14 protein-coding genes are annotated in these 17,957 nt (G+C 71.2%); 4 read left to right on the forward strand and 10 right to left on the reverse strand.

Annotated elements, in window-relative coordinates; translation table 11 throughout:
- Positions 1-31: 31 nt before the first annotated feature.
- Genes WFJ97_RS05425 through WFJ97_RS05435 form a run of 3 tightly spaced genes read right to left on the reverse strand, consistent with a single transcriptional unit; the run spans position 32 to position 2,426 of the window.
- The gene (locus WFJ97_RS05425; RefSeq protein WP_336640732.1) at positions 32-1,006 is read right to left on the reverse strand and encodes a CPBP family intramembrane glutamic endopeptidase; all 975 of its coding nucleotides are present in this window, start codon (positions 1,004-1,006) and stop codon (positions 32-34) included.
- Positions 1,006-2,040: a DUF1648 domain-containing protein gene (locus WFJ97_RS05430; protein WP_336640733.1), complete on the reverse strand. Its 1,035-nt coding sequence runs from the start codon at positions 2,038-2,040 to the stop codon at positions 1,006-1,008. Before WFJ97_RS05430 ends, WFJ97_RS05425 begins: the two co-directional genes overlap by 1 nt.
- Positions 2,037-2,426, reverse strand: coding sequence for a GntR family transcriptional regulator (locus WFJ97_RS05435; RefSeq protein ID WP_247623034.1), 390 nt, complete (start codon positions 2,424-2,426; stop codon positions 2,037-2,039). The genes WFJ97_RS05430 and WFJ97_RS05435 overlap by 4 nt, the downstream gene beginning before the upstream one ends.
- 101 nt (positions 2,427-2,527) lie before the next feature.
- Here WFJ97_RS05435 and WFJ97_RS05440 point away from each other — a divergent pair, with 101 nt between their 5' ends.
- Positions 2,528-2,998, forward strand: coding sequence for a PaaI family thioesterase (locus WFJ97_RS05440; protein ID WP_336640734.1), 471 nt, complete (start codon positions 2,528-2,530; stop codon positions 2,996-2,998).
- A gap of 43 nt (positions 2,999-3,041) precedes the next feature.
- Complete coding sequence (locus WFJ97_RS05445) at positions 3,042-4,307, forward strand: APC family permease (RefSeq protein ID WP_336640735.1); 1,266 nt, start codon at positions 3,042-3,044, stop codon at positions 4,305-4,307.
- Between the two features lie 11 nt (positions 4,308-4,318).
- Here WFJ97_RS05445 and WFJ97_RS05450 read toward each other — a convergent pair whose 3' ends face one another.
- The 4 genes from WFJ97_RS05450 to WFJ97_RS05465 all read right to left on the reverse strand — a co-directional run bounded on the left by WFJ97_RS05450 (position 4,319) and on the right by WFJ97_RS05465 (position 8,447).
- Positions 4,319-5,131 (reverse strand): SGNH/GDSL hydrolase family protein, encoded by an 813-nt coding sequence (locus WFJ97_RS05450; RefSeq protein ID WP_336640736.1) that lies wholly within the window; start codon positions 5,129-5,131, stop codon positions 4,319-4,321.
- A gap of 58 nt (positions 5,132-5,189) precedes the next feature.
- On the reverse strand, positions 5,190-6,455 hold the full coding sequence (gene hisS, locus WFJ97_RS05455) for a histidine--tRNA ligase (RefSeq protein ID WP_336641858.1): 1,266 nt from the start codon (positions 6,453-6,455) through the stop codon (positions 5,190-5,192).
- Positions 6,456-6,586: 131 nt separating this feature from the next.
- Complete coding sequence (locus tag WFJ97_RS05460; protein WP_336640737.1) at positions 6,587-7,246, reverse strand: MazG family protein; 660 nt, start codon at positions 7,244-7,246, stop codon at positions 6,587-6,589.
- A 34-nt stretch (positions 7,247-7,280) separates the two neighbouring features.
- Positions 7,281-8,447 (reverse strand): Na+/H+ antiporter NhaA, encoded by a 1,167-nt coding sequence (locus tag WFJ97_RS05465; RefSeq protein ID WP_336640738.1) that lies wholly within the window; start codon positions 8,445-8,447, stop codon positions 7,281-7,283.
- Between the two features lie 82 nt (positions 8,448-8,529).
- Here WFJ97_RS05465 and WFJ97_RS05470 point away from each other — a divergent pair, with 82 nt between their 5' ends.
- The gene (locus WFJ97_RS05470) at positions 8,530-11,226 is read left to right on the forward strand and encodes a phosphoenolpyruvate carboxylase (protein ID WP_336640739.1); all 2,697 of its coding nucleotides are present in this window, start codon (positions 8,530-8,532) and stop codon (positions 11,224-11,226) included.
- A gap of 142 nt (positions 11,227-11,368) precedes the next feature.
- Entirely contained in the window at positions 11,369-12,739 is a 1,371-nt protein-coding gene (gene gdhA, locus WFJ97_RS05475) for an NADP-specific glutamate dehydrogenase (protein WP_336640740.1), read from the forward strand.
- A 63-nt stretch (positions 12,740-12,802) separates the two neighbouring features.
- Here the strand turns inward: gdhA and WFJ97_RS05480 are convergent, their stop codons facing one another.
- The 3 genes from WFJ97_RS05480 to WFJ97_RS05490 all read right to left on the reverse strand — a co-directional run bounded on the left by WFJ97_RS05480 (position 12,803) and on the right by WFJ97_RS05490 (position 17,935).
- Entirely contained in the window at positions 12,803-14,230 is a 1,428-nt protein-coding gene (locus WFJ97_RS05480; RefSeq protein ID WP_336640741.1) for an APC family permease, read from the reverse strand.
- A 158-nt stretch (positions 14,231-14,388) separates the two neighbouring features.
- Positions 14,389-17,331: an aminotransferase gene (locus tag WFJ97_RS05485; protein ID WP_336640742.1), complete on the reverse strand. Its 2,943-nt coding sequence runs from the start codon at positions 17,329-17,331 to the stop codon at positions 14,389-14,391.
- Entirely contained in the window at positions 17,324-17,935 is a 612-nt protein-coding gene (locus WFJ97_RS05490) for a gamma carbonic anhydrase family protein (RefSeq protein ID WP_336640743.1), read from the reverse strand. The genes WFJ97_RS05485 and WFJ97_RS05490 overlap by 8 nt, the downstream gene beginning before the upstream one ends.
- Between the last annotated feature and the right edge of the window lie 22 nt (positions 17,936-17,957).

Below are 17,957 nucleotides of genomic sequence, written 5' to 3' on the forward strand. Positions count from 1 at the left end.
GGCCTCAGCCAACCCGCCGAGCCCGACACCGTCAAGAGGGTGGGTTCACCGCCCCCTCGCGCGGTACCGAGAGCAGTCGGCCGTGCCCGTCGGCGAGCTCGGGCTGATGGCGGAACTGGCCGGTCACGACGAGCACGAGCACCACGACGGCGATCACGATCCAGGCCGCGACCCCCAGGGGGCCGGCCAGCGCCATGTCGGGTGCGGAAGCGGCGACGACCAGCACGAGCCCGGCGGCGGCGTTGAGCGCTCCGTGCGCCAGGACCGCGGGCCAGAGCGATGCCGACCGTAGGCGCAGCCACCCGAGCAGGATGCCCCACGCGATGCATCCGGCGACCATGAGCAGCACACCCGAGAAGTCGATCCGGCCGAAGTTGTACCCGAGCAGGATGACCGGGCTGTGCCACAGCCCCCAGATCGCTCCGCTGAGGAGGAGCGCCGGCCACGTGCCCAGCGGTCGCAGGGCCGGGAGGAGCCATCCGCGCCACCCGAGCTCCTCGCCGAACGCGAGGACGCTGTTGAGCAGCGCGCCGGCGGGGATCATCGCGAACTGCGCGACGACCAGCAGCTCGATGGGCGGCATCGGGGTGCCGGGCGGGAGAGCGGCGGCGATCTGGGCGGCGAATCCGCCGAAGGCGAGGTCGATCTGCACGAACCCGAGTGCGGCGGCGACGAGGATCGTGAGCGCCACGAGCACGGGCGGAACGAGCCACCCCGCCACCATCAGCCAGACGACGCGCTTCGCCGGGCGGAGCGGCCAGAGTCCGAGGAACCGGGCGCGACCGCCCGGGGCAGGGACCCTGAGCGCGAAGGTCACGATGAGCGCGGCGACCGCCGGCGTGAACATCATCACCGGCAGCAGCACCGGGGTGAGCGGCGAGGCGAGCCCCGCGCCGAGCCACAGCGGCAGCGCCACGAGCCAGGCGAGGCCGCAGGCGAGCGCGACGAACACGATCACCGCGCTCCACGGAACGCGTCGGGGAAGGGAGGGGCGTGCAGCGGTCATCAGGAGGCCTCTCGTTCGCTGTCGGATGCATGGCGCTCGGCGTAGGCCTGGAGGAGCGCGGCGGCTTCTTCGGCGCCGTCGATCGTGACGATGAAGGGCTTGCGGTCACGGCGTGCGATCTCGATCGCGGCGCCCCGATGCATCACGATCCCCGTACGGCCGTCGACCGCGATCCGCCATCCCCAGCCCCCGAAGTCCCCGAACGGAGAGATGTCGACGGCGCGCGCCGAGACGATCCGATCGATCGGGATCACCGCCCGCGGCCAGCCGAGCAGAGACCGCGCGGCGAACCCCGACGGCGTGATGCGCACGCGGAACGCGGAGGTGACGGCGAGCGCACCGCCCACCACGATCACGCTGATCGTGGTGACCCACCCGCCCGCGGCACCCGCCGCGAGCATGTACGCCGCGAGCACGGCGAGGAGGAGCGTGACCCCCGCCATCGACAGCAGCGCCGCGCGCGGCATCGTCGTCGTGCCGAGCCAGACCACCCGTTCGCCGTCGGCCACCCGCACCGCGAGCCGGGGTTCGAGGACGCCGGCCGCCTCGTCGATGACGCGCGGCTGCACGGCCCACCCCGCGACCGTTCCCGCGGCCAGCACGACGAACGCGAGCAGGAGGACGAGCCCGACGTCGGGGGTGTCGGCCGCGTCGGCCAGTCCGCGCTGCAGCGCGAGCGACCCGAGGCACAGCGTGAGCGCGAACGCCGAGAGTCCGGCGGCGAAGCCGCCCATCAGTCGCGTGGTCGCTCCCCACCTGCCGCGCGATGCTCCGAAGGAGGTGAGCGCGAGCGCGAGCGGCAGCACGAGACCGACCGCGAGGAGCAACCAGAAGTACGCGGTCGGCGCGGCGAACCCGTCGGCGCCGGCGGTTCCCCAGTGGATGACGACGGGGTCGGGCAGAGTGGGCAGCCACGCGGCGATCACGGCGGAGCCGATCGCCACGAGCGCGACGGGAAGGGCGACACCGACGGCGAGGAACGCCGCGCGGGCGCGACGGCTCTCGGATGCCTGCGCGGAAGGGTGCGTGGTCATGGGGCGACCTCCTCGGGGCCTGCGGTGCCGGGCGTACCGGCGCGGTGGGAGCGGATCAGTGCGGCGAGCGTGTCGGAGGAGACGCCGAGCCGGGCGGCGCGCTGCACCAGCTCGGCGACATCGCTCGCGAGTTCGGCGAGCGGGGCGGCCGAGGCTGCGACGACCGCGCCCCTCCCCCGACGCAGATCGAGGAGCCCCTCGTCGCGGAGCCCCTGATACGCGTGCAGCACGGTGTGCTGGTTGATGTCGAGGGCCGCTGCGACCTCCTTCGCGGAGGGCAGCCGGTCACCGGGGCGAAGGGTTCCCGAGAGGATGTCGGCCCGCACGGAGGCGGCGACCTGGTCGTACAGCGGCCGCGTGCTGTCGATGTCGACCCTGATGAGCATCTCGCCTCCTCGTTTCTCTAGTAATTATAGGTGAACTATAACAACTGTCGCAATCCTCCAGCGAACTTCGTCCGGCGGACACGCTCGGCCACACTGGCGCCATGCGCATCACTCCCCGCCGCCTCGCGATCGGCATGAGCCTGTGGGCCCCGAACCTGTTCAGCGGCATCCGCGTCCGTCGCTTCAGCGATGACTGGACCCACGCGACCGTCGAGCTGCACGTCAACGTCTTCACCCGCAACTACGTCAAGACGGCGTTCGGCGGATCGATGTCGGCGATGACCGACCCGTACTTCTTCATGCTCGTGATGCACCAGCTCGGCCGGGACTACGTCGTGTGGGACACCCGCGGCGAGATCGATCTGATCAAGCCGGGACGCGGAGTGCTGACCGCCGAGTTCGCGGTGTCGAAGGCGCGCGCCGAAGACATCCGGCGCAAGGCGCACGGCGGTGGGAAGGTGCTCGAATGGTTCGAGACCGTGATCACCGATCGCGACGGGGATGTCGTGGCCCGCGTGCGGCGCGAGGTCTACATCCGCGAGAAGAAGCGGGTCACCGCGGCCCGCCGCTGACGCGGGTCACCCGCCGTTCACCGATCGATGCGACGATGACGGGATGCCCCTCGCCCGCCGACTGAGACTCGCCGATGCCGTCTTCATCGGTCTCGGCTCGATGATCGGAGCGGGGGTCTTCTCGGTCTGGGCGCCCGCGATCGGCGTCGCCGGCGCCGGGCTGCCCGTCGCCCTGGCGATCGCCGCGGTCGTCGCCTACGCGAACGCCACCGCCTCCGCTCAGCTCGCCGCTTCCCACCCCGTCGCGGGAGGGACCTACGCGTACGCCCGCGCCGAGATCGGTCCCTGGTGGGGGTTCGTCGCCGGGTGGAGCTTCGTGATCGGCAAGATCGCGAGCTGCGCGGCCATGGCGATGACCTTCGCCGCCTACGCCGCCCCCGCGGGGTGGGAGACGCTCGTCGCGGCGGTGGCCGTCGCCGCCCTCGTCGCGGTGAATTGCTTCGGCGTGACGCGCACGGCACTGGTCACACGCATCCTGGTGGTGCTCTCGCTGATCGGGCTGGCGATCGTCGTCGCTGCGGGGTTCGGCGCATCGCCCGCCACCCCTGCCCCGGCGCTCCCCGATGCGACGGCATATGGCGTGCTGCAGGGTGCCGGGCTGCTCTTCTTCGCGTTCGCCGGGTACGCCCGCATCGCGACGATGGGCGAGGAGGTCGTGGATCCCGCGCGCACGATCCCCCGCGCGATCCTGCTCGCGCTCGGCGGCGCGGTCGTCGTCTACGGCGCGGTCGCGGCCGTCGTGATGCTCACTCTGGGAGCGGATGCCGCGACCAGCCCCGCCCCGCTGGTCGATGTGCTCACGGCGACCGGCACGGAGTGGCTCGCGCCCGTGGTGCGCGTCGCGGCGGCGACCGCATCGCTCGGGGCGCTCCTGGCACTGCTCACGGGCATCGGGCGCACGACCCTCGCGATGGCGCGCGAACACGACCTTCCTGCGGTGCTCGCGAAGGTCGATCCCCGTTGGCAGGTGCCCCGCCGCGCCGAGATCACGATCGGCGCGGTCGTGATCGGCATCGTCCTGGTGGCCGATCTGCGCGGCGCGATCGGATTCTCGTCGTTCGGAGTTCTGCTCTACTACCTGATCGCGAACGCCGCGGCTTTCCGGCAGGAGGGGGCGGCCCGCCGCTTCCCCCGCGCACTGCAGGTCGTCGGCGCGCTCGGGTGCCTGATGCTCGTGAACACGCTCCCCGTGCTGGCGTCTCTCGTCGGCACCGCCGTCGTGATCGTCGGCGTGGGCGGACGAGCGATCCTGCTGCGTGCCCGGCGCAGAAGCGGACCTCGCGCTCAGCCCCCGGCCTCCGATCGGTAGGGCCGCCTCGTTCAACGCGACACCGAGTGAGGACGCGTCCTGACCGACCGCTGCGCTCCTCGGCAGACCGCCGGCAACAGGGCCTCGGCCGTCCGGCGGTAGCCGAGGGCGCTGGGATGGAATCGGTCGAGGCTGAACATCTGCTCCGGCTCGTCGAAGAACATCGGACCGACCGATCGGCGCAGGTCGACGGGCTCGGCGCCGGCGAGGCGCGCGGCATCCGTCTGCGCGACCGCGAGCCGCCGCGACAGGCTCGACACGATCCGACGCAGCGGCTGCGGCACCGGGCGCAGCGATCCCAGATCGGGACAGGTGCCCACCACCACCTCCGCGCCCAGCGCCCGCAGCCTCCGGACGGCCGCATCGAGATGCCGCACCGATGTCGCGACCGGAAGACGATGCGTCACGTCGTTTCCCCCCACCACGATCACCGCGACATCGGGCCGGTACCCCGCCGCGAGACCGTCGAGCTGCGCGTCGAGATCCGGCGACTCCGAGCCGACGACCGCAGCGGTGCGCAACCGCACCGGGCGGTGCAGACGAACGGCCAGGCCCTTGGCGATGCGTCCGCCGAGGGTCTCCTTGCGCCGCGCCGCACCGAGGCCCGCGGCGAGCGAGTCGCCGAGCACGAGGAGTTCGATCGGCTCACCGTCGAGCGAGCGTCGCCAGATGCGGTCCGCATCCAGCGAGTCCTCGCCCAGCGGCTTGCCGATCCGGCGCCGAGCGATCGCCGCCTGGCGCGTGAGGAGAACCCGCCCGCCGACCGCGAAGCCCGCGGTCAGGGCGGTGGCGCCGAGGAGGATGGGGAGGCGTGTTCGTCCCATGCCCCGATTCGACCTCGGTGACGTGAACGCCGCGTGAACGCGGGCGCGGAGCCGACCGTCAGGCGAGCGGCTTGCGCTCCAGCGAGGCCGCCCCGACCGACACCGTGGCGAACGACGTGAAGCCGTCGGCGGATGCCCGCTCGAGCAGCGCCTTGAGGTTCTTCGTGCGGCGCTCCAGGCGCACGCGCGCACCCTCGGCGATCAGTGCGGTCTTGTGCGCGAGAAGTTCGGCGACCGGGACGTCGGCGTCGTGCACCAGCACGATCGCCTCCTCACGGTCGTCGCCGCCAGCCGTCACGAGGTCGACGAGGCGCTCGAACCCGAGCGAGAAGCCCACCGCCGGCACCTGCTGCCCGAGGAAGCGACCGATCATGCCGTCGTAGCGACCGCCACCGCCCAGCGAATAGCTGACGGAGGGGTGCGCGAGCTCGAAGATCGTGCCGGTGTAATAGCCCATGCCGCGCACGAGGAACGGATCGAACACGAGCGGGATGCCGGCGGCACCCGTCGCCTCGGACGCGCGGCCGACCGCGACGGCCTCGCCGATGCCCACGAGGTGATCGACGATCTCGTCGGGGGCATCCGCGGGCAGCGCCTTGCGGATCTGCGCCTCGCCGTAGGGCAGGTACTCGCGGGTCTGCGGGCGACGCAGGAACGCCTCGAACGCGTCGACGGCGCCCGGGGTCGCGGCCCGCTCGCGCAGTTCGGCGGCGACGCCGTCGGGTCCGATCTTGTCGAGCTTGTCGATCGTGATGAGCACGCCGGGACGCTCGTCCGCGGCGAAACCGAAGCTCTCGAGCATCCAGTCGAGCACGCGACGGTCGTTGATGCGCACCGTCGCGCCGTCCAGTCCCAGAGCGTCGACGGCATCGAGCGACGCGACCATGAGCTCGGCCTCGGCACGCGAGGAGTCGTCGCCCATGATGTCGATGTCGCACTGCACGAACTGGCGGTAGCGTCCTTTCTGGGGACGCTCGGCCCGCCAGACAGCGCCGATCTGGATCGAGCGGAAGACCGCGGGGAGCTGCGCCCGGTTGCTCGCGTAGAAGCGCGCGAGCGGCACGGTCAGGTCGTAGCGCAGCCCGAGGTCGGACAGCGCGGCGGGGTCGTCGGCGGCCGCGCGGATGGCATCGGCGTCGAGTCCGCGGCGCAGCACGTTGTAGGCGAGCTTCTCATTGTCGCCGCCGATGCCGGCGTGCAGACGCGCGTACTCCTCGACGACGGGCGTCTCGATCTCGTCGAATCCGTGCGCCCGGTAGCGCTCGCGGATGACGGAGAGCACGCGCTCACGGCGGGCCTTGTCGGCGGGGAGGATGTCGCGCATGCCGCGCGGCGGGTTCACAGTAGCCACGACTCCATCTTTCCAGGTCTGCTGCGAGGCCTGGGACGCTTCGACGGGCTCGGCGACCCCGGGGAGACTCAGCGACCCCGGGCGACTCGGCGACCCAGCGCCGCTCAGCCCTCGGCGGACCGTACGTCCTGCTCGAGGACGCGGAGCCGTTCGCGCAGCGCCCGCTCGGCGTCCCAGCCCTCGGCGCGTGCGCGCCCCACGAGGGCGAGGAGAGCCTCTCCGAGTTCGGCCTCGCTCGACGGACCGTCGGCCACCGGCGCATCGATCCCTGCGCCGGTCGCGCGACCGGCGAGCTTCTGCGCGAGCGCCAGCGCCGGCATCCCCCGGGGCACCCCGTCGAGCACGCTCGTGCGCGTGCGCTTCTCGGCCGCCTTCGCGGCGTTCCAATGCACGAGCACCTCTTCGGGCGTGGTCGCGGTCTCGCCCGCGAAGACGTGCGGATGCCGCCGCACCATCTTCTCGGTGAGGGTGTCGGCCACGTCGTCGATGTCGAAGGGGTCGTCAGGGTCCTGCGCGGCGATCGCGGCGTGGAAGAGCACCTGCCACAGCAGGTCTCCGAGCTCCTCACGCAGGTCGTCGCGCGTGCCGCTCTCGACCGCGTCGATCACCTCGTGAGACTCCTCGATGAGGTACGGCACGAGGTCGCGGTGCGTGATCCGCTGCGACCACACGCAGCGCTCGCGCACGGCGCGCATGGTGTCGGCCGCCGCGCGGAGGGAATCGCGGGGAGATCCGTCGCCGTGGTCCGAGGCCTGCGCGGTCATGGATGCTCCTTCACTCGGTGCGGCCTCTCGGGTGTCAGGACGACGCCGCTGCGATCCGACGATAGTGCCGCGCTCGCGCCGACACGACCACCCCCGAGAAGAGGAGCGAAAGGAGGGACCCCACCAGGACGCCGAGGATCGCCTGGTCGCGGATGCCGTCGTCGGACGCGAACGCGAGGTTCGCGAGCAACAGCGAGACCGTGAAGCCGATGCCGCCGAGGGCGCCTGCGGCCAGGATGTCGGGCAGCACCAGCGCGGGCGCCGTCCCGCGCGGTCGGATGCGCATCGCGAGCCAGCCGAACAGACCGATGCCGACGAGTTTGCCGACCGGCAGGGCGACCACGATCGCCCAGAATGCCGGGGACAGCTGCGTCGGGGAGACGGCGGGGATCACCACGAACGCGGCGACGAACGCGAACAGCGGGAGGATCGCGCCGTTGACCGTGGGCTCGAGCGCATGACGAGAACGTCCGGCGGGGGTCGGCGCCATCACCAGGCCCAGCATCACCCCGGCGATCGTGGCGTGGATGCCGGAGGCCGCGACCAGGCCCCAACAGAGGATGCCGACCAGCACCATGAGCACGGCGATGCCCGCGTGCCCGGTCGCACCGAGCCACCTGCTCAGCACCCAGAAGACCGCGACCGCGACGCCCGCCGCGGCGAGCAGCACCCACTGCACGTCGTGGGCGAACAGCACCGCGATGAAGACGATGCCGATGATGTCGTCGAGGATCGCGAGGGCGAGCAGGAACACCCGCACGGTCGACGGCAGGCCCCGTCCGAACATCGCCAGCACTCCGAGCGCGAACGCGATGTCGGTGGCCGTGGGGATCGGCCAGCCGGATGCCGTCGCTCCGTCACCCGCGATCAGCAGGTAGATCGCGATCGGCACGAGCACTCCGCCCGTCGCCGCGATGGCGGGCTGCAGGGCCTTGCGGGGCGAGTCGAGCTCGCCATGGGTGAGCTCGTGCCGCAGCTCGATCGCCACCACGAAGAAGAAGACGGCGAGCAGACCGTCCGACACCCAGTGCGCGAGGGAGAGGTCGAGACTCGTGCCCGGCACCGCGAGATGCACGTCGAGCGCCGCGGCGATCGGATCGTGCGTCGGCAGATTCGCGAGAAGGAGGCCGAGTCCCGCTGCCACCAGCAGGAGGACGGCCGGGAACTGCTGCCCGCGAAGGGGGTTCACCGAGATGCGCATCCCCCTCATGCTAGGCGGCGCACCGGTGTCGCACGCCGTCATGCGTTCGGAGCACCCCCGTCGACCGGGATACGCTCGACGGGTGACCCCCGAACACGTCTTCACCGAGCCCACCAACACCGAAGCCATCCGCGTCATCGGGCGCTTCGAGGCAGGCCAGGGCATACCCGACGCGATGCGCTCCGACGTGCGCATGCTGGGTGGGCTCCTCGGACAGGTGCTGCGCGAGGCGGGCGGCGACGACCTGTTCGACGACGTCGAGCGGCTGCGTCTGGCGACCATCCAGGCGTACGAGGACTCGACCTCGGATGCCTTCGAGCGGGCCTCGGCGATCGCCGAGTCGTTCACGATCGCCCGCGCCGACGAGGTCGCCCGCGCCTTCACCTGCTACTTCCACCTCGTGAACCTCGCAGAGGAGCACCAGCGCGTGCGCGTGCTGCGCGAACGCGCGGGTCAGCCCGGCCGCGAGGATGCCGCCGACACCGTCGCGACCGCATACGCGCGTCTGCGCACCGAGGTCGGCGACGAGGAGGCGCGCCGTCGCCTGGCGGGTCTCCGCTTCCACCCCGTCTTCACGGCCCACCCGACCGAGGCTCGCCGCCGCGCCGTCTCGTCGAGCATCCGCCGTCTCTCCGATCTGCTGACGCAGCACGATGCGGCGAGCGCGGGCGGGGCCGAGCAGCACCGCGCCCGTCGCCGCATGCTCGAGGAGATCGACACCCTGTGGCGCACCGCGCCGCTGCGCTCGCAGAAGCCGTCTCCGACCGACGAGGTGCGCACGGTCATGGGTGTCTTCGACGAGACCCTCTTCACCACGGTCCCCCACGTCTACCGTCGCATCGACGACGCCCTCCGCGGCGAGGAGTCCGGCGCCAGCGCACCGGTCGTCCCGGCGTTCGTGCGCATCGGGTCGTGGGTCGGCGGTGACCGCGACGGCAACCCGTTCGTGACGGCATCCGTCACCCGCGAGGCATCGCAGATCGCTTCGGACCACGTGCTCCGCGGCCTCGAGCGCGCTCTCGAGCGCATCGGCCGCACGCTCACGCTCGATGCCGAGACCACGCCGCCCAGCGCCGAGGTCACCGCCCTGTGGAACGACTTCGCCGGCGCCGATGCGGATGCCGCGGCAGCCCTGGCCACCCGCTCCCCCGACGAACCGCACCGGCGCGTGCTGCTGCTGCTCGCGCACCGGGTCGCGGCGACGCGCGGGGGCGATGGCGCTCAGCGCTATGCGACGCCCGAGGAACTGCTCGCCGATCTGCGCGCGGTGCAGGCCTCGCTGGTCGCCTCCGGCGCGCGCCGCCACGCCTTCGGCGGGGTGCAGCACCTCATCTGGCAGGTCGAGACCTACGGCTTCCACCTCACCGAGCTCGAGGTGCGCCAGCACTCCCAGGTGCACGCCAAGGCCCTCGCCGAGCTGGAGTCGGACGAGCCGATCAGCGCCCAGACCGAGGAGGTGCTCGAGGTCTTCCGCGCGATCGCCGAGATCCAGCGGGACCGCGGTCTGCGCGCCGCCGGCCGCTACGTCGTCTCGTTCACCCAGGCGGCCTCCGACCTCGCGAACGTGCACCGTCTCGCCCGCCACGCGCTCGGCGACGACGCCCCGGTGCTCGACGTCGTGCCGCTGTTCGAGACCTTCGCCGACCTGCAGGCGGCCCCCGGCATCCTCGCCGAGGCCGTGACCTTCCCCGAGTTCCGGGCGCGCATGGCCGAGACGGGCAACCGCCTCGAGGTCATGCTCGGGTACTCCGACTCGTCGAAGGACGTCGGCCCGGTCGCCGCGAACCTCGCGCTCTACGAGGCGCAGGAGAAGATCGCGCAGTGGGCGCAGGACTCCGACATCGAGCTGACGCTGTTCCACGGCCGCGGCGGTGCCCTCGGGCGCGGCGGCGGACCTGCGAACTCGGCGATCCTCGCCCAGCCGCCGCACTCGGTCGACGGCCGCTTCAAGCTCACCGAGCAGGGCGAGGTCATCTTCGCCCGCTACGGCGAGCCGGCCATCGCGATGCGCCACATCGACCAGGTGGCCGCGGCGACTCTGCTCGCCTCCTCCCCCTCGGTCGAGCAGCGCACGAGCGGTGCCGCCGCCCGGTACGCCGAGGTGGCCGCGGTGATGGACCGCTCCTCGCGCGATCGCTTCTTCTCGCTCGTGAAGGCCGAGGGCTTCGCACCCTGGTTCGCGACCGTGACCCCGATGGAGGAGATCGGTCTGCTCGCGCTGGGTTCGCGCCCCGCGCGCCGCGGCCTGTCGGTGGAGTCGCTCGAAGACCTGCGCGCCATCCCGTGGGTGTTCGCCTGGACCCAGGCCCGCATCAACCTCGCCGGCTGGTTCGGTCTCGGCACCGCGCTCGAGGCCGTCGGCGACGAGGCGCTTCTCACCGAGGCCTACCGCGAGTGGCCGCTGCTGCGCACGATGATCGACAACGTCGCGATGAGCCTCGCCAAGACCGACGAGCGCATCGCCCGCGAGTACCTCGCGCTCGGCGATCGCGACGACCTGGCCGCTCTCGTGCTCGACGAACTCGCTCTCACGCGCCAGTGGGTCATCCGCCTCACCGGCGGAGAGGGACTGCTCGAGAACAAGCCCGTGCTGCAGCGCGCGGTGCAGCTGCGCAGCCCGTACGTCGACGCGCTCTCGCTGCTCCAGCTGCGCGCACTGCGTGCGTTGCGCGCGCCGGCGGATGCCGAGGCGACGGGTTCCGGAGCCGACGCCGAGCAGCAGCGACTGCTGCTGCTGTCAGTGAGCGGCGTCGCGGCGGGCCTGCAGAACACCGGGTGACCCGCGCGTCTCGTGGGGGCGGTGCCGGGCGGGAGGGCGCGCGGAGGACGCGCGATAGAGTGAAAACTCGCGCCTGATCCGGCGAAGCCTCACGCGACACGATCGCCTGCACCACCCTCCCCCACCCCAGAAAGCCTTTCGCGTGACCGCACTCTCCCCTGCCGCCTTCCACCCGCTCGACACCGCCGTGCAGCCCGTGTTCGACACGGTGCTCACCCGCAGCCCGCACGAACCCGAGTTCCACCAGGCGGTGCACGAGGTGCTGCAGTCGATCGCACCGGTGCTCGCCGCGCACCCGGAGTACGTCGACGGCGGCATCCTCGAGCGTCTCGTCGAACCGGAGCGGCAGATCCTCTTCCGCGTGCCGTGGGTCGACGACTCGGGCAAGCTGCAGGTCAACCGCGGGTACCGCATCCAGTTCTCGTCGGTGCTCGGGCCGTACAAGGGTGGACTGCGTTTCCACCCCTCGGTGAATCTCTCGATCATCAAGTTCCTCGGTTTCGAGCAGATCTTCAAGAACGCACTCACCGGCCAGGGCATCGGCGGCGGCAAGGGCGGCTCGGACTTCGACCCGCACGGCCGCTCGAACGCCGAGGTCATGCGCTTCTGCCAGTCGTTCATGAACGAGCTCTACCGTCACCTCGGCGAGCACACCGACGTGCCCGCGGGCGACATCGGAGTGGGCGGCCGCGAGATCGGTTACCTCTTCGGCCAGTACCGCAAGGTCACGAACCGTCACGAGTCGGGCATGTTCACCGGCAAGGGAACGGGCTGGGGCGGTGCCGAGGTGCGCACCGAGGCCACCGGCTACGGCGCCGTCTTCTTCGCGCAGGAGATGCTCGCCGTGAAGGGCGACTCCTTCGAGGGCAAGCGCGTCGGCATCTCGGGCTCGGGCAACGTGGCGATCTACGCGATCCAGAAGGCCACCCAGCTCGGTGCCGTACCGGTGACGGCATCCGATTCCTCCGGTTACGTGGTCGACGACGCCGGGATCGACGTCGATCTGCTGCGCCAGATCAAGGAGGTCGAACGGGCCCGCATCGTCGAGTACGCGAACCGCCGCCCCAGCGCCCGCTTCGTCGAGGGCGGCAGCGTCTGGGAGGTGCCGGTCGACATCGCCGTGCCCTCCGCGACGCAGAACGAGGTCTCCCTCGCCGACGCTCAGGCCCTCATCGCGAACGGCGTCCGCGCGGTCTCCGAGGGCGCGAACATGCCGTGCGTTCCCGAAGCGGTCGAGGCGTTCCAGAAGGCGGGTGTGCTCTTCGCCCCCGGCAAGGCGGCGAACGCCGGCGGCGTGGCCACCTCGGCCCTCGAGATGAGCCAGAACGCCTCCCGTCAGCGCTGGACCTTCGGCGACAGCGAGAACAAGCTGCGCGAGATCATGGGCGACATCCACCGAGCGTCCTTCGACGCGGCCGCGCGCTACGGCGTCGAAGGTGATTACGTGGCCGGCGCGAACATCGCCGGTTTCGAGCGCGTCGCTGCGGCGATGCTCGCGCAGGGCGTCATCTGACCCCTGCGGAAGGGCCGTCTCCCACGATCCTCGGGAGACGGCCCTTCGTGCGCGCGGGCGCAGTCAGCTCTCGTCGACCGGCACCTTCACGACCTTGTTGAACCCGGTCACCGCCTGGTTCTCGTCGAAGGCCGCGACCTTCCGGCGGAAGCCGCGCGTGATCACGAGCAGGTAGACGAACCCGATCGCCGTCCAGGTGAGGCCGCCGATGAGGGCGTCCTGGTGCAGGTTGACCCAGAGCAACCCGGTGAGCAGCATGCCGATGGTTGGCATCACGATGAAGTTGAAGATGTCGGCCGGCGTCTTACGGCGTCCCTTGCGGATCGCGAACCAGGCGATCACCGAGATGTTCACGAAGGTGAAAGCGATCAGCGCACCGTAGTTAATCCACGCGGCGATGAGCTCGAGGGTGAAGGGGATCGCGAGCAGCGAGATCGCCCCGACGAGCACGATGTTGAACGTGGGCGTGTGGGTGCGCGGGTTGATGTAGCCGAAGGCCTTCTGCGGCAGCACGTTGTTGCGGCCCATCACGAGCAGCATGCGCGAGACCGAGGCGTGCGAGGCGAGGCCCGAGGCGAGCGTCGCGCAGAAACCGGCGGCGGTCAGCACCGCCATGAAGACGTTGCCGCCGACGAGGTCGCCGATGATCGGGAGCGTCGAGTCCTCGACGAACTGCATGTCGCCGCCGGGGGCGAATTCGTTCCAGTCCGGGAACCGCAACTGCGACACGTAGGAGGAGACGAGGAAGATGCCGCCGCCGATGAGGACGGTGAGCAGGATCGCCTTCGGCATGACCTTCGGGTCCGTCGCCTCCTCGGCGTACATCGTGACCGCGTCGAATCCGATGAACGAGAAGCAGACGATGGTCGCACCGGTCAGCACGGCGGTGAAAGTGACGTCGTCGTGCAGGAACGCGCCGACCGAGAGGATGGTCGCCGCCCCGTCGCCGCGCATCAGCTGCGCGACCACGAGCACCACGAACACGACCATGACGATGATCGAGAAGATCAGCAGGATCACGTTCAGGTTCGAGGTGCCGCGCATGGTCATGTAGATGATGCTGGTGACGAGGATGCAGTACAGCACCACCCAGATCCACGCCGGGATGTCGGGGAACATCGCCTCGAGGTAGCTCTTGACGATGAGGCAGTTGACCATGGGCAGCAACACGTAGTCGATCAACGACGTCCACCCGACCATGAATCCGAGATTCGGGTGGATCGATTCGCGCACGTAGGTGTACGCCGATCCCGCGCTCGGGATGGCGCCGGCGATCTTGCCGTAGCTGATGGCCGTGAAAACCATGACCACGAGGGCGACGAGATACGCGGCGGGGACCACGTTGTTCGTGTCGCGCGCGACCATGCCGAACGTGTCGAACACCACGGTGGGAGTCATGTATCCGAGGCCCAGACCGACGATGGCCCACAGGCCGAGATTCCGTCTGAGCGTTCCGCCGCCCTGGGCGAGCGGCTTCGTCTTCAGTGCCATGGGTACTCCTCGTTGGAACAGCGCCAGGGGCCGGACTCGGGTCGTCCGGCGGTTGAGGATCAGTATGGAGCACAGGTATTCCTCACCGCGACCCCTAATTTCGATTCGAAATGCGCATTTAACATGACGAAAATGCGCGCGATTCGAAGTTCACCGGATCACCAGCCCTCGCGCAGCACCCGCCCCAGCATCGCGACGACATGGTCGGCGCTCTGCGCCGTCAGACACAGCGGCGGCTTGATCTTCAGCACGTTCGATCGTTCCGAGGTCGTCAGCACCACGACCCCGAGTTCACGCATCCGTTCGCAGATCGCGGCGGCCTCGGCATCCGCGGGCTCCATCGTCGCGCGATCGCGCACGAGCTCGACGCCCAGATACAGCCCGGCTCCGTGCACGACGGCCACCATCGGATGCTCGTCGCCGAGCGCCCGCAGCCCGTCGGCCAGCCGCGCGCCGATGTTCTCGGCGTTGCGCTGGAGGTCGTCCTCGACCATCGCGTCGAGCACGGCGAGTCCGACGCGGCAGCTCAGGGTGCTGCCCCCGGCCGAGGAGAAGAACTGCCCCTGCGTGGCGAGGGCGTCGGCGATGCGCTTCGAGGTGATCACTCCGCCGATCGGGAAGCCGTTGCCCATGGGCTTGGCGATCGTGACGATGTCGGGCGCGACGCCCGCCCGCTCGAAACCCCAGAACGTCGATCCCAGGCGGCCGAAGCCCACCTGCACCTCGTCGGCGATGCACAGACCGCCCGCGGCCCGGACGCGTTCGTAGGCGCCCGCGAGGTACCCCTCGGGCAGGAGCACTCCCCCGGCGTTGCCGAGCACGGATTCGCACAGGAAGGCGGCCGCACCGCGGCCGTCACGATCGAGGGCCGCGAGATCGGCCGAGAGGTCGTCGAGATAGCGTCCCGCGGTGTCGTCGCCGCGATACGTGCCGCGGTACCGGTTGGGCACGTCGGCGACGTGTACCCAGTCGGGTCGCGTCTCGAGGGCGAACGGGTTGTCGTAGGCGCTCGTGGTCACCGCATCGCTGGCCATCGTCCAGCCGTGATACGCCTCGCGCAGCGCCACGACCGTGCGCCGCCCGGTCGCCGCCTGCGCGAGCCGTATCGCGAGGTCGACCGCCTCCGAGCCGCTGTTGACGAGCAGCACCGTGTCGAGGCCGCTCCCCTGCGGCATCAGCGCGAGAAGTCGCTCGCTGTACTCCGCGAGGTCGCGGAACAGGAACCGCGAGTTGGTGCCGAGTGTGCGCAGCTGGCGGGCCGCCGCATCGGCGACCCTCGGGTGTCCGTGCCCGAGGCCGGCGACGTTGTTGACCATGTCGATGTAGGCGCGGCCCGTCGTATCGACCAGGTGGTGTCGCCAGCCGCGCTCGATCTGCGGCGGGTGCGCGTAGTACCGCTCCTGGGCGGCGGCGAAGATCCGCTCCCGGCGTGCGAGCTCGTCGGCGGACTCGTCGTGCTGCGCGCGCGACGGCACACCCAGCAACGGCGCGGGATCGGCCGTGAGACGGCGCCAGGCCGGCACCCGCTCGGGCTCGACCAGGGCGGCGCCGGGAGTGCGCGGAGGTCGTTCGGGGGCATCCGACCGTCGGAGGCCGAGGGTGAGCACGCGATCCGTGTCGGACGCCGGGAGCCACCCCACCATGTCACCCGCCGACACGTGCAGCGCCGCCCGGTCGTCGATCTCGACCCCGCGCAGATCGAGGATCCAGCCGTCCCCGATCACGATGCGCGGCTCTTCGCGGCTCGCCCGCAGCGCTCCGTCGACGGGACTCGTCACGCGGAGGCGAGGGCCGGCGCCGAGATGGATCTCGGTGTGCACGGGCCAGGTGGGGGCGGCATCCGCGACGTCCACGCGCGTGCGCGTCAGCCGGAACACCCCGTAGGGCAGCAGCGCCGCTCCGGCTCCCCCCGCCAGGGCCGACGCGACCAGGGCCGCCTCGGCATCCGCTCGCTGCCAGCGTCCGGCGTCGAGAGCGTCGGACTCGACGCCCGGATCGACCGCCTCGACGGTGCCGGTGAAGTCGGGCAGCACAGCGGTGAGCGGCGCCCCCTCGACCCGACCGGAGAACTGCGGAGCCTCGACCCCGACTCGTGCGAGCACCTGCTCGCAGACCTCCGCGAGCGGCAGGAGGGTCGCCGCGTCGAAGATCGCCCGCTCCCCCGCGATCCGCTCGCGGGCGTAGTCGTTGTCACCGTCGATCTCGAGCTGCCGCCACCCGCTGGCGACGAGGAGCGCGGCGCGCAGCACCACGAGAGGCCATACCGCGCGGGCCTCCGCGTCGCTCAACGGCGCATCGGCGTGGAAGGCGGCGACCGTGTCGAGCACCCGCAGCGGGCGATCCGGTTCGTGGTGCAGCATCGACGACACGCACACCGCGAGCTCGGCCACACGCCACCCGAGAGCCAGGTCGCCGAGGTCGAGCACGGTGTGCGGGTGCAGGCGGGAGTCGGCCCCTCGCCGCCCCATGACGTTGTCGTCCGTGAGATCGCCGTGGATCGGTTGGACGGGCAGATCGCTCTCGACCGCCGCGAGCGCCTTCCGAGCTTCCTCGGACGCCGCGAGCACGCGCCCGCGCAGCGCGTCGTCGGTGATCGAGCCTGCGAGCTTCGCCGTCTCGTCGAAGGCCACGCGCATGTCCCACATGTGCGGGCGATCGAGTCCCGGATGCCGGAGGGGCGCGAGCGCGTTCACCGATGCCGCCGCGAGCGCTCCGAACTCGGCGTGCACGACCGGCGCGAGATAACCGGCGTCGACGAGCTCCTCCCCGACGGCGAACTCGCTGCGGCGCACGGCGAATCCGCGCCAGCGCTGGGTCAGCGCACCGTCGAGTCCCGGAAGCACGGCGGGCACGGCCACGCCCGCTGCCCGGTAGGCATCGAGGGCCGCGTGCTGGGCGTCGCGCGCCTCGTCGCCGAACACCGGGTTGTCGATACGGAGGACGCTGCGCGAGCCGTCGACCTCCGTGAGCAGGAAGTTGCGGTCCTGGTTGCTGCCGAGCTCGCGTGCGACGACGTCGGCTCCGTAGAGATCGCGGGCGATCCGGGCGGCGTCTCCCTCGTCGACGTCCGGCCGGACGAGTCCCGCGCCGGCCTCAGCCACGGTGGTCGCCGAGCGGGAGGTCGTCAGCGTGACGCGCCAGCGAAGAGCCGTAGCGCTCGGTGAGCTGCACCATCAGATCCGGGGTGTCGCGGTCGACGCCGAACACGTGCCCCGGGAAGTCGAGATCGGGCTGCGCCGCGGCGATCTCGGCATCCCGATCCGGCGAGAACAGCTGGAGCGGATCGCCCACGGCCACCCAGCCGATCGGCACGACCGTGCCCTCGGGAACGCGCGCACGCCTCTGGACGATCGCGTTGACGCGCACCTCGCTGCGCGCACCCACGATCGCGCCGTTGAAGATCCGCGCACCCGAGGCGAGGAACACCTCCTCGCCCACCGTCGCGCCGGCGATGCTCGCCAGCGTACCGACGAGGGTGTGATCACCGATGCGCACGGCGTTCGCGGCGGTCGCCCGCACGAGGGCGTTCTCCATCACGATCACGTGCGCGCCGAGCGTGATCGGCCCGCCCTCGGCCGTGATCACGGCGCCGTGCAGCACCTGGCAGCCCGCTCCGATCTCGACGTCGCCGGAGACGACGGCGGTGGGAGCGATGACGGCGGTGTCGTGGATCCGGGGCCGAGCCCCGAGGTGCTCGTACAACATGCTCACAGCGTAGTGGCGCGGG

It is taken from the genome of Microbacterium sp. USHLN272 (assembly GCF_037149655.1).
Classification (GTDB): Bacteria; Actinomycetota; Actinomycetes; order Actinomycetales; family Microbacteriaceae; genus Microbacterium; species Microbacterium galbinum.

Bases quoted from the DNA above. Each gene is read 5' to 3' on its own strand.
- WFJ97_RS05425 (WP_336640732.1), bottom strand. From the start codon at position 1,006: ATGACCGCTGCACGCCCCTCCCTTCCCCGACGCGTTCCGTGGAGCGCG.
- WFJ97_RS05430 (WP_336640733.1), bottom strand. From the start codon at position 2,040: ATGACCACGCACCCTTCCGCGCAGGCATCCGAGAGCCGTCGCGCCCGC.
- WFJ97_RS05435 (WP_247623034.1), bottom strand. From the start codon at position 2,426: ATGCTCATCAGGGTCGACATCGACAGCACGCGGCCGCTGTACGACCAG.
- WFJ97_RS05440 (WP_336640734.1), top strand. From the start codon at position 2,528: ATGCGCATCACTCCCCGCCGCCTCGCGATCGGCATGAGCCTGTGGGCC.
- WFJ97_RS05445 (WP_336640735.1), top strand. From the start codon at position 3,042: ATGCCCCTCGCCCGCCGACTGAGACTCGCCGATGCCGTCTTCATCGGT.
- WFJ97_RS05450 (WP_336640736.1), bottom strand. From the start codon at position 5,131: ATGGGACGAACACGCCTCCCCATCCTCCTCGGCGCCACCGCCCTGACC.
- hisS (WP_336641858.1), bottom strand. From the start codon at position 6,455: ATGCGCGACATCCTCCCCGCCGACAAGGCCCGCCGTGAGCGCGTGCTC.
- WFJ97_RS05460 (WP_336640737.1), bottom strand. From the start codon at position 7,246: ATGACCGCGCAGGCCTCGGACCACGGCGACGGATCTCCCCGCGATTCC.
- WFJ97_RS05465 (WP_336640738.1), bottom strand. From the start codon at position 8,447: ATGCGCATCTCGGTGAACCCCCTTCGCGGGCAGCAGTTCCCGGCCGTC.
- WFJ97_RS05480 (WP_336640741.1), bottom strand. From the start codon at position 14,230: ATGGCACTGAAGACGAAGCCGCTCGCCCAGGGCGGCGGAACGCTCAGA.
- WFJ97_RS05490 (WP_336640743.1), bottom strand. From the start codon at position 17,935: ATGTTGTACGAGCACCTCGGGGCTCGGCCCCGGATCCACGACACCGCC.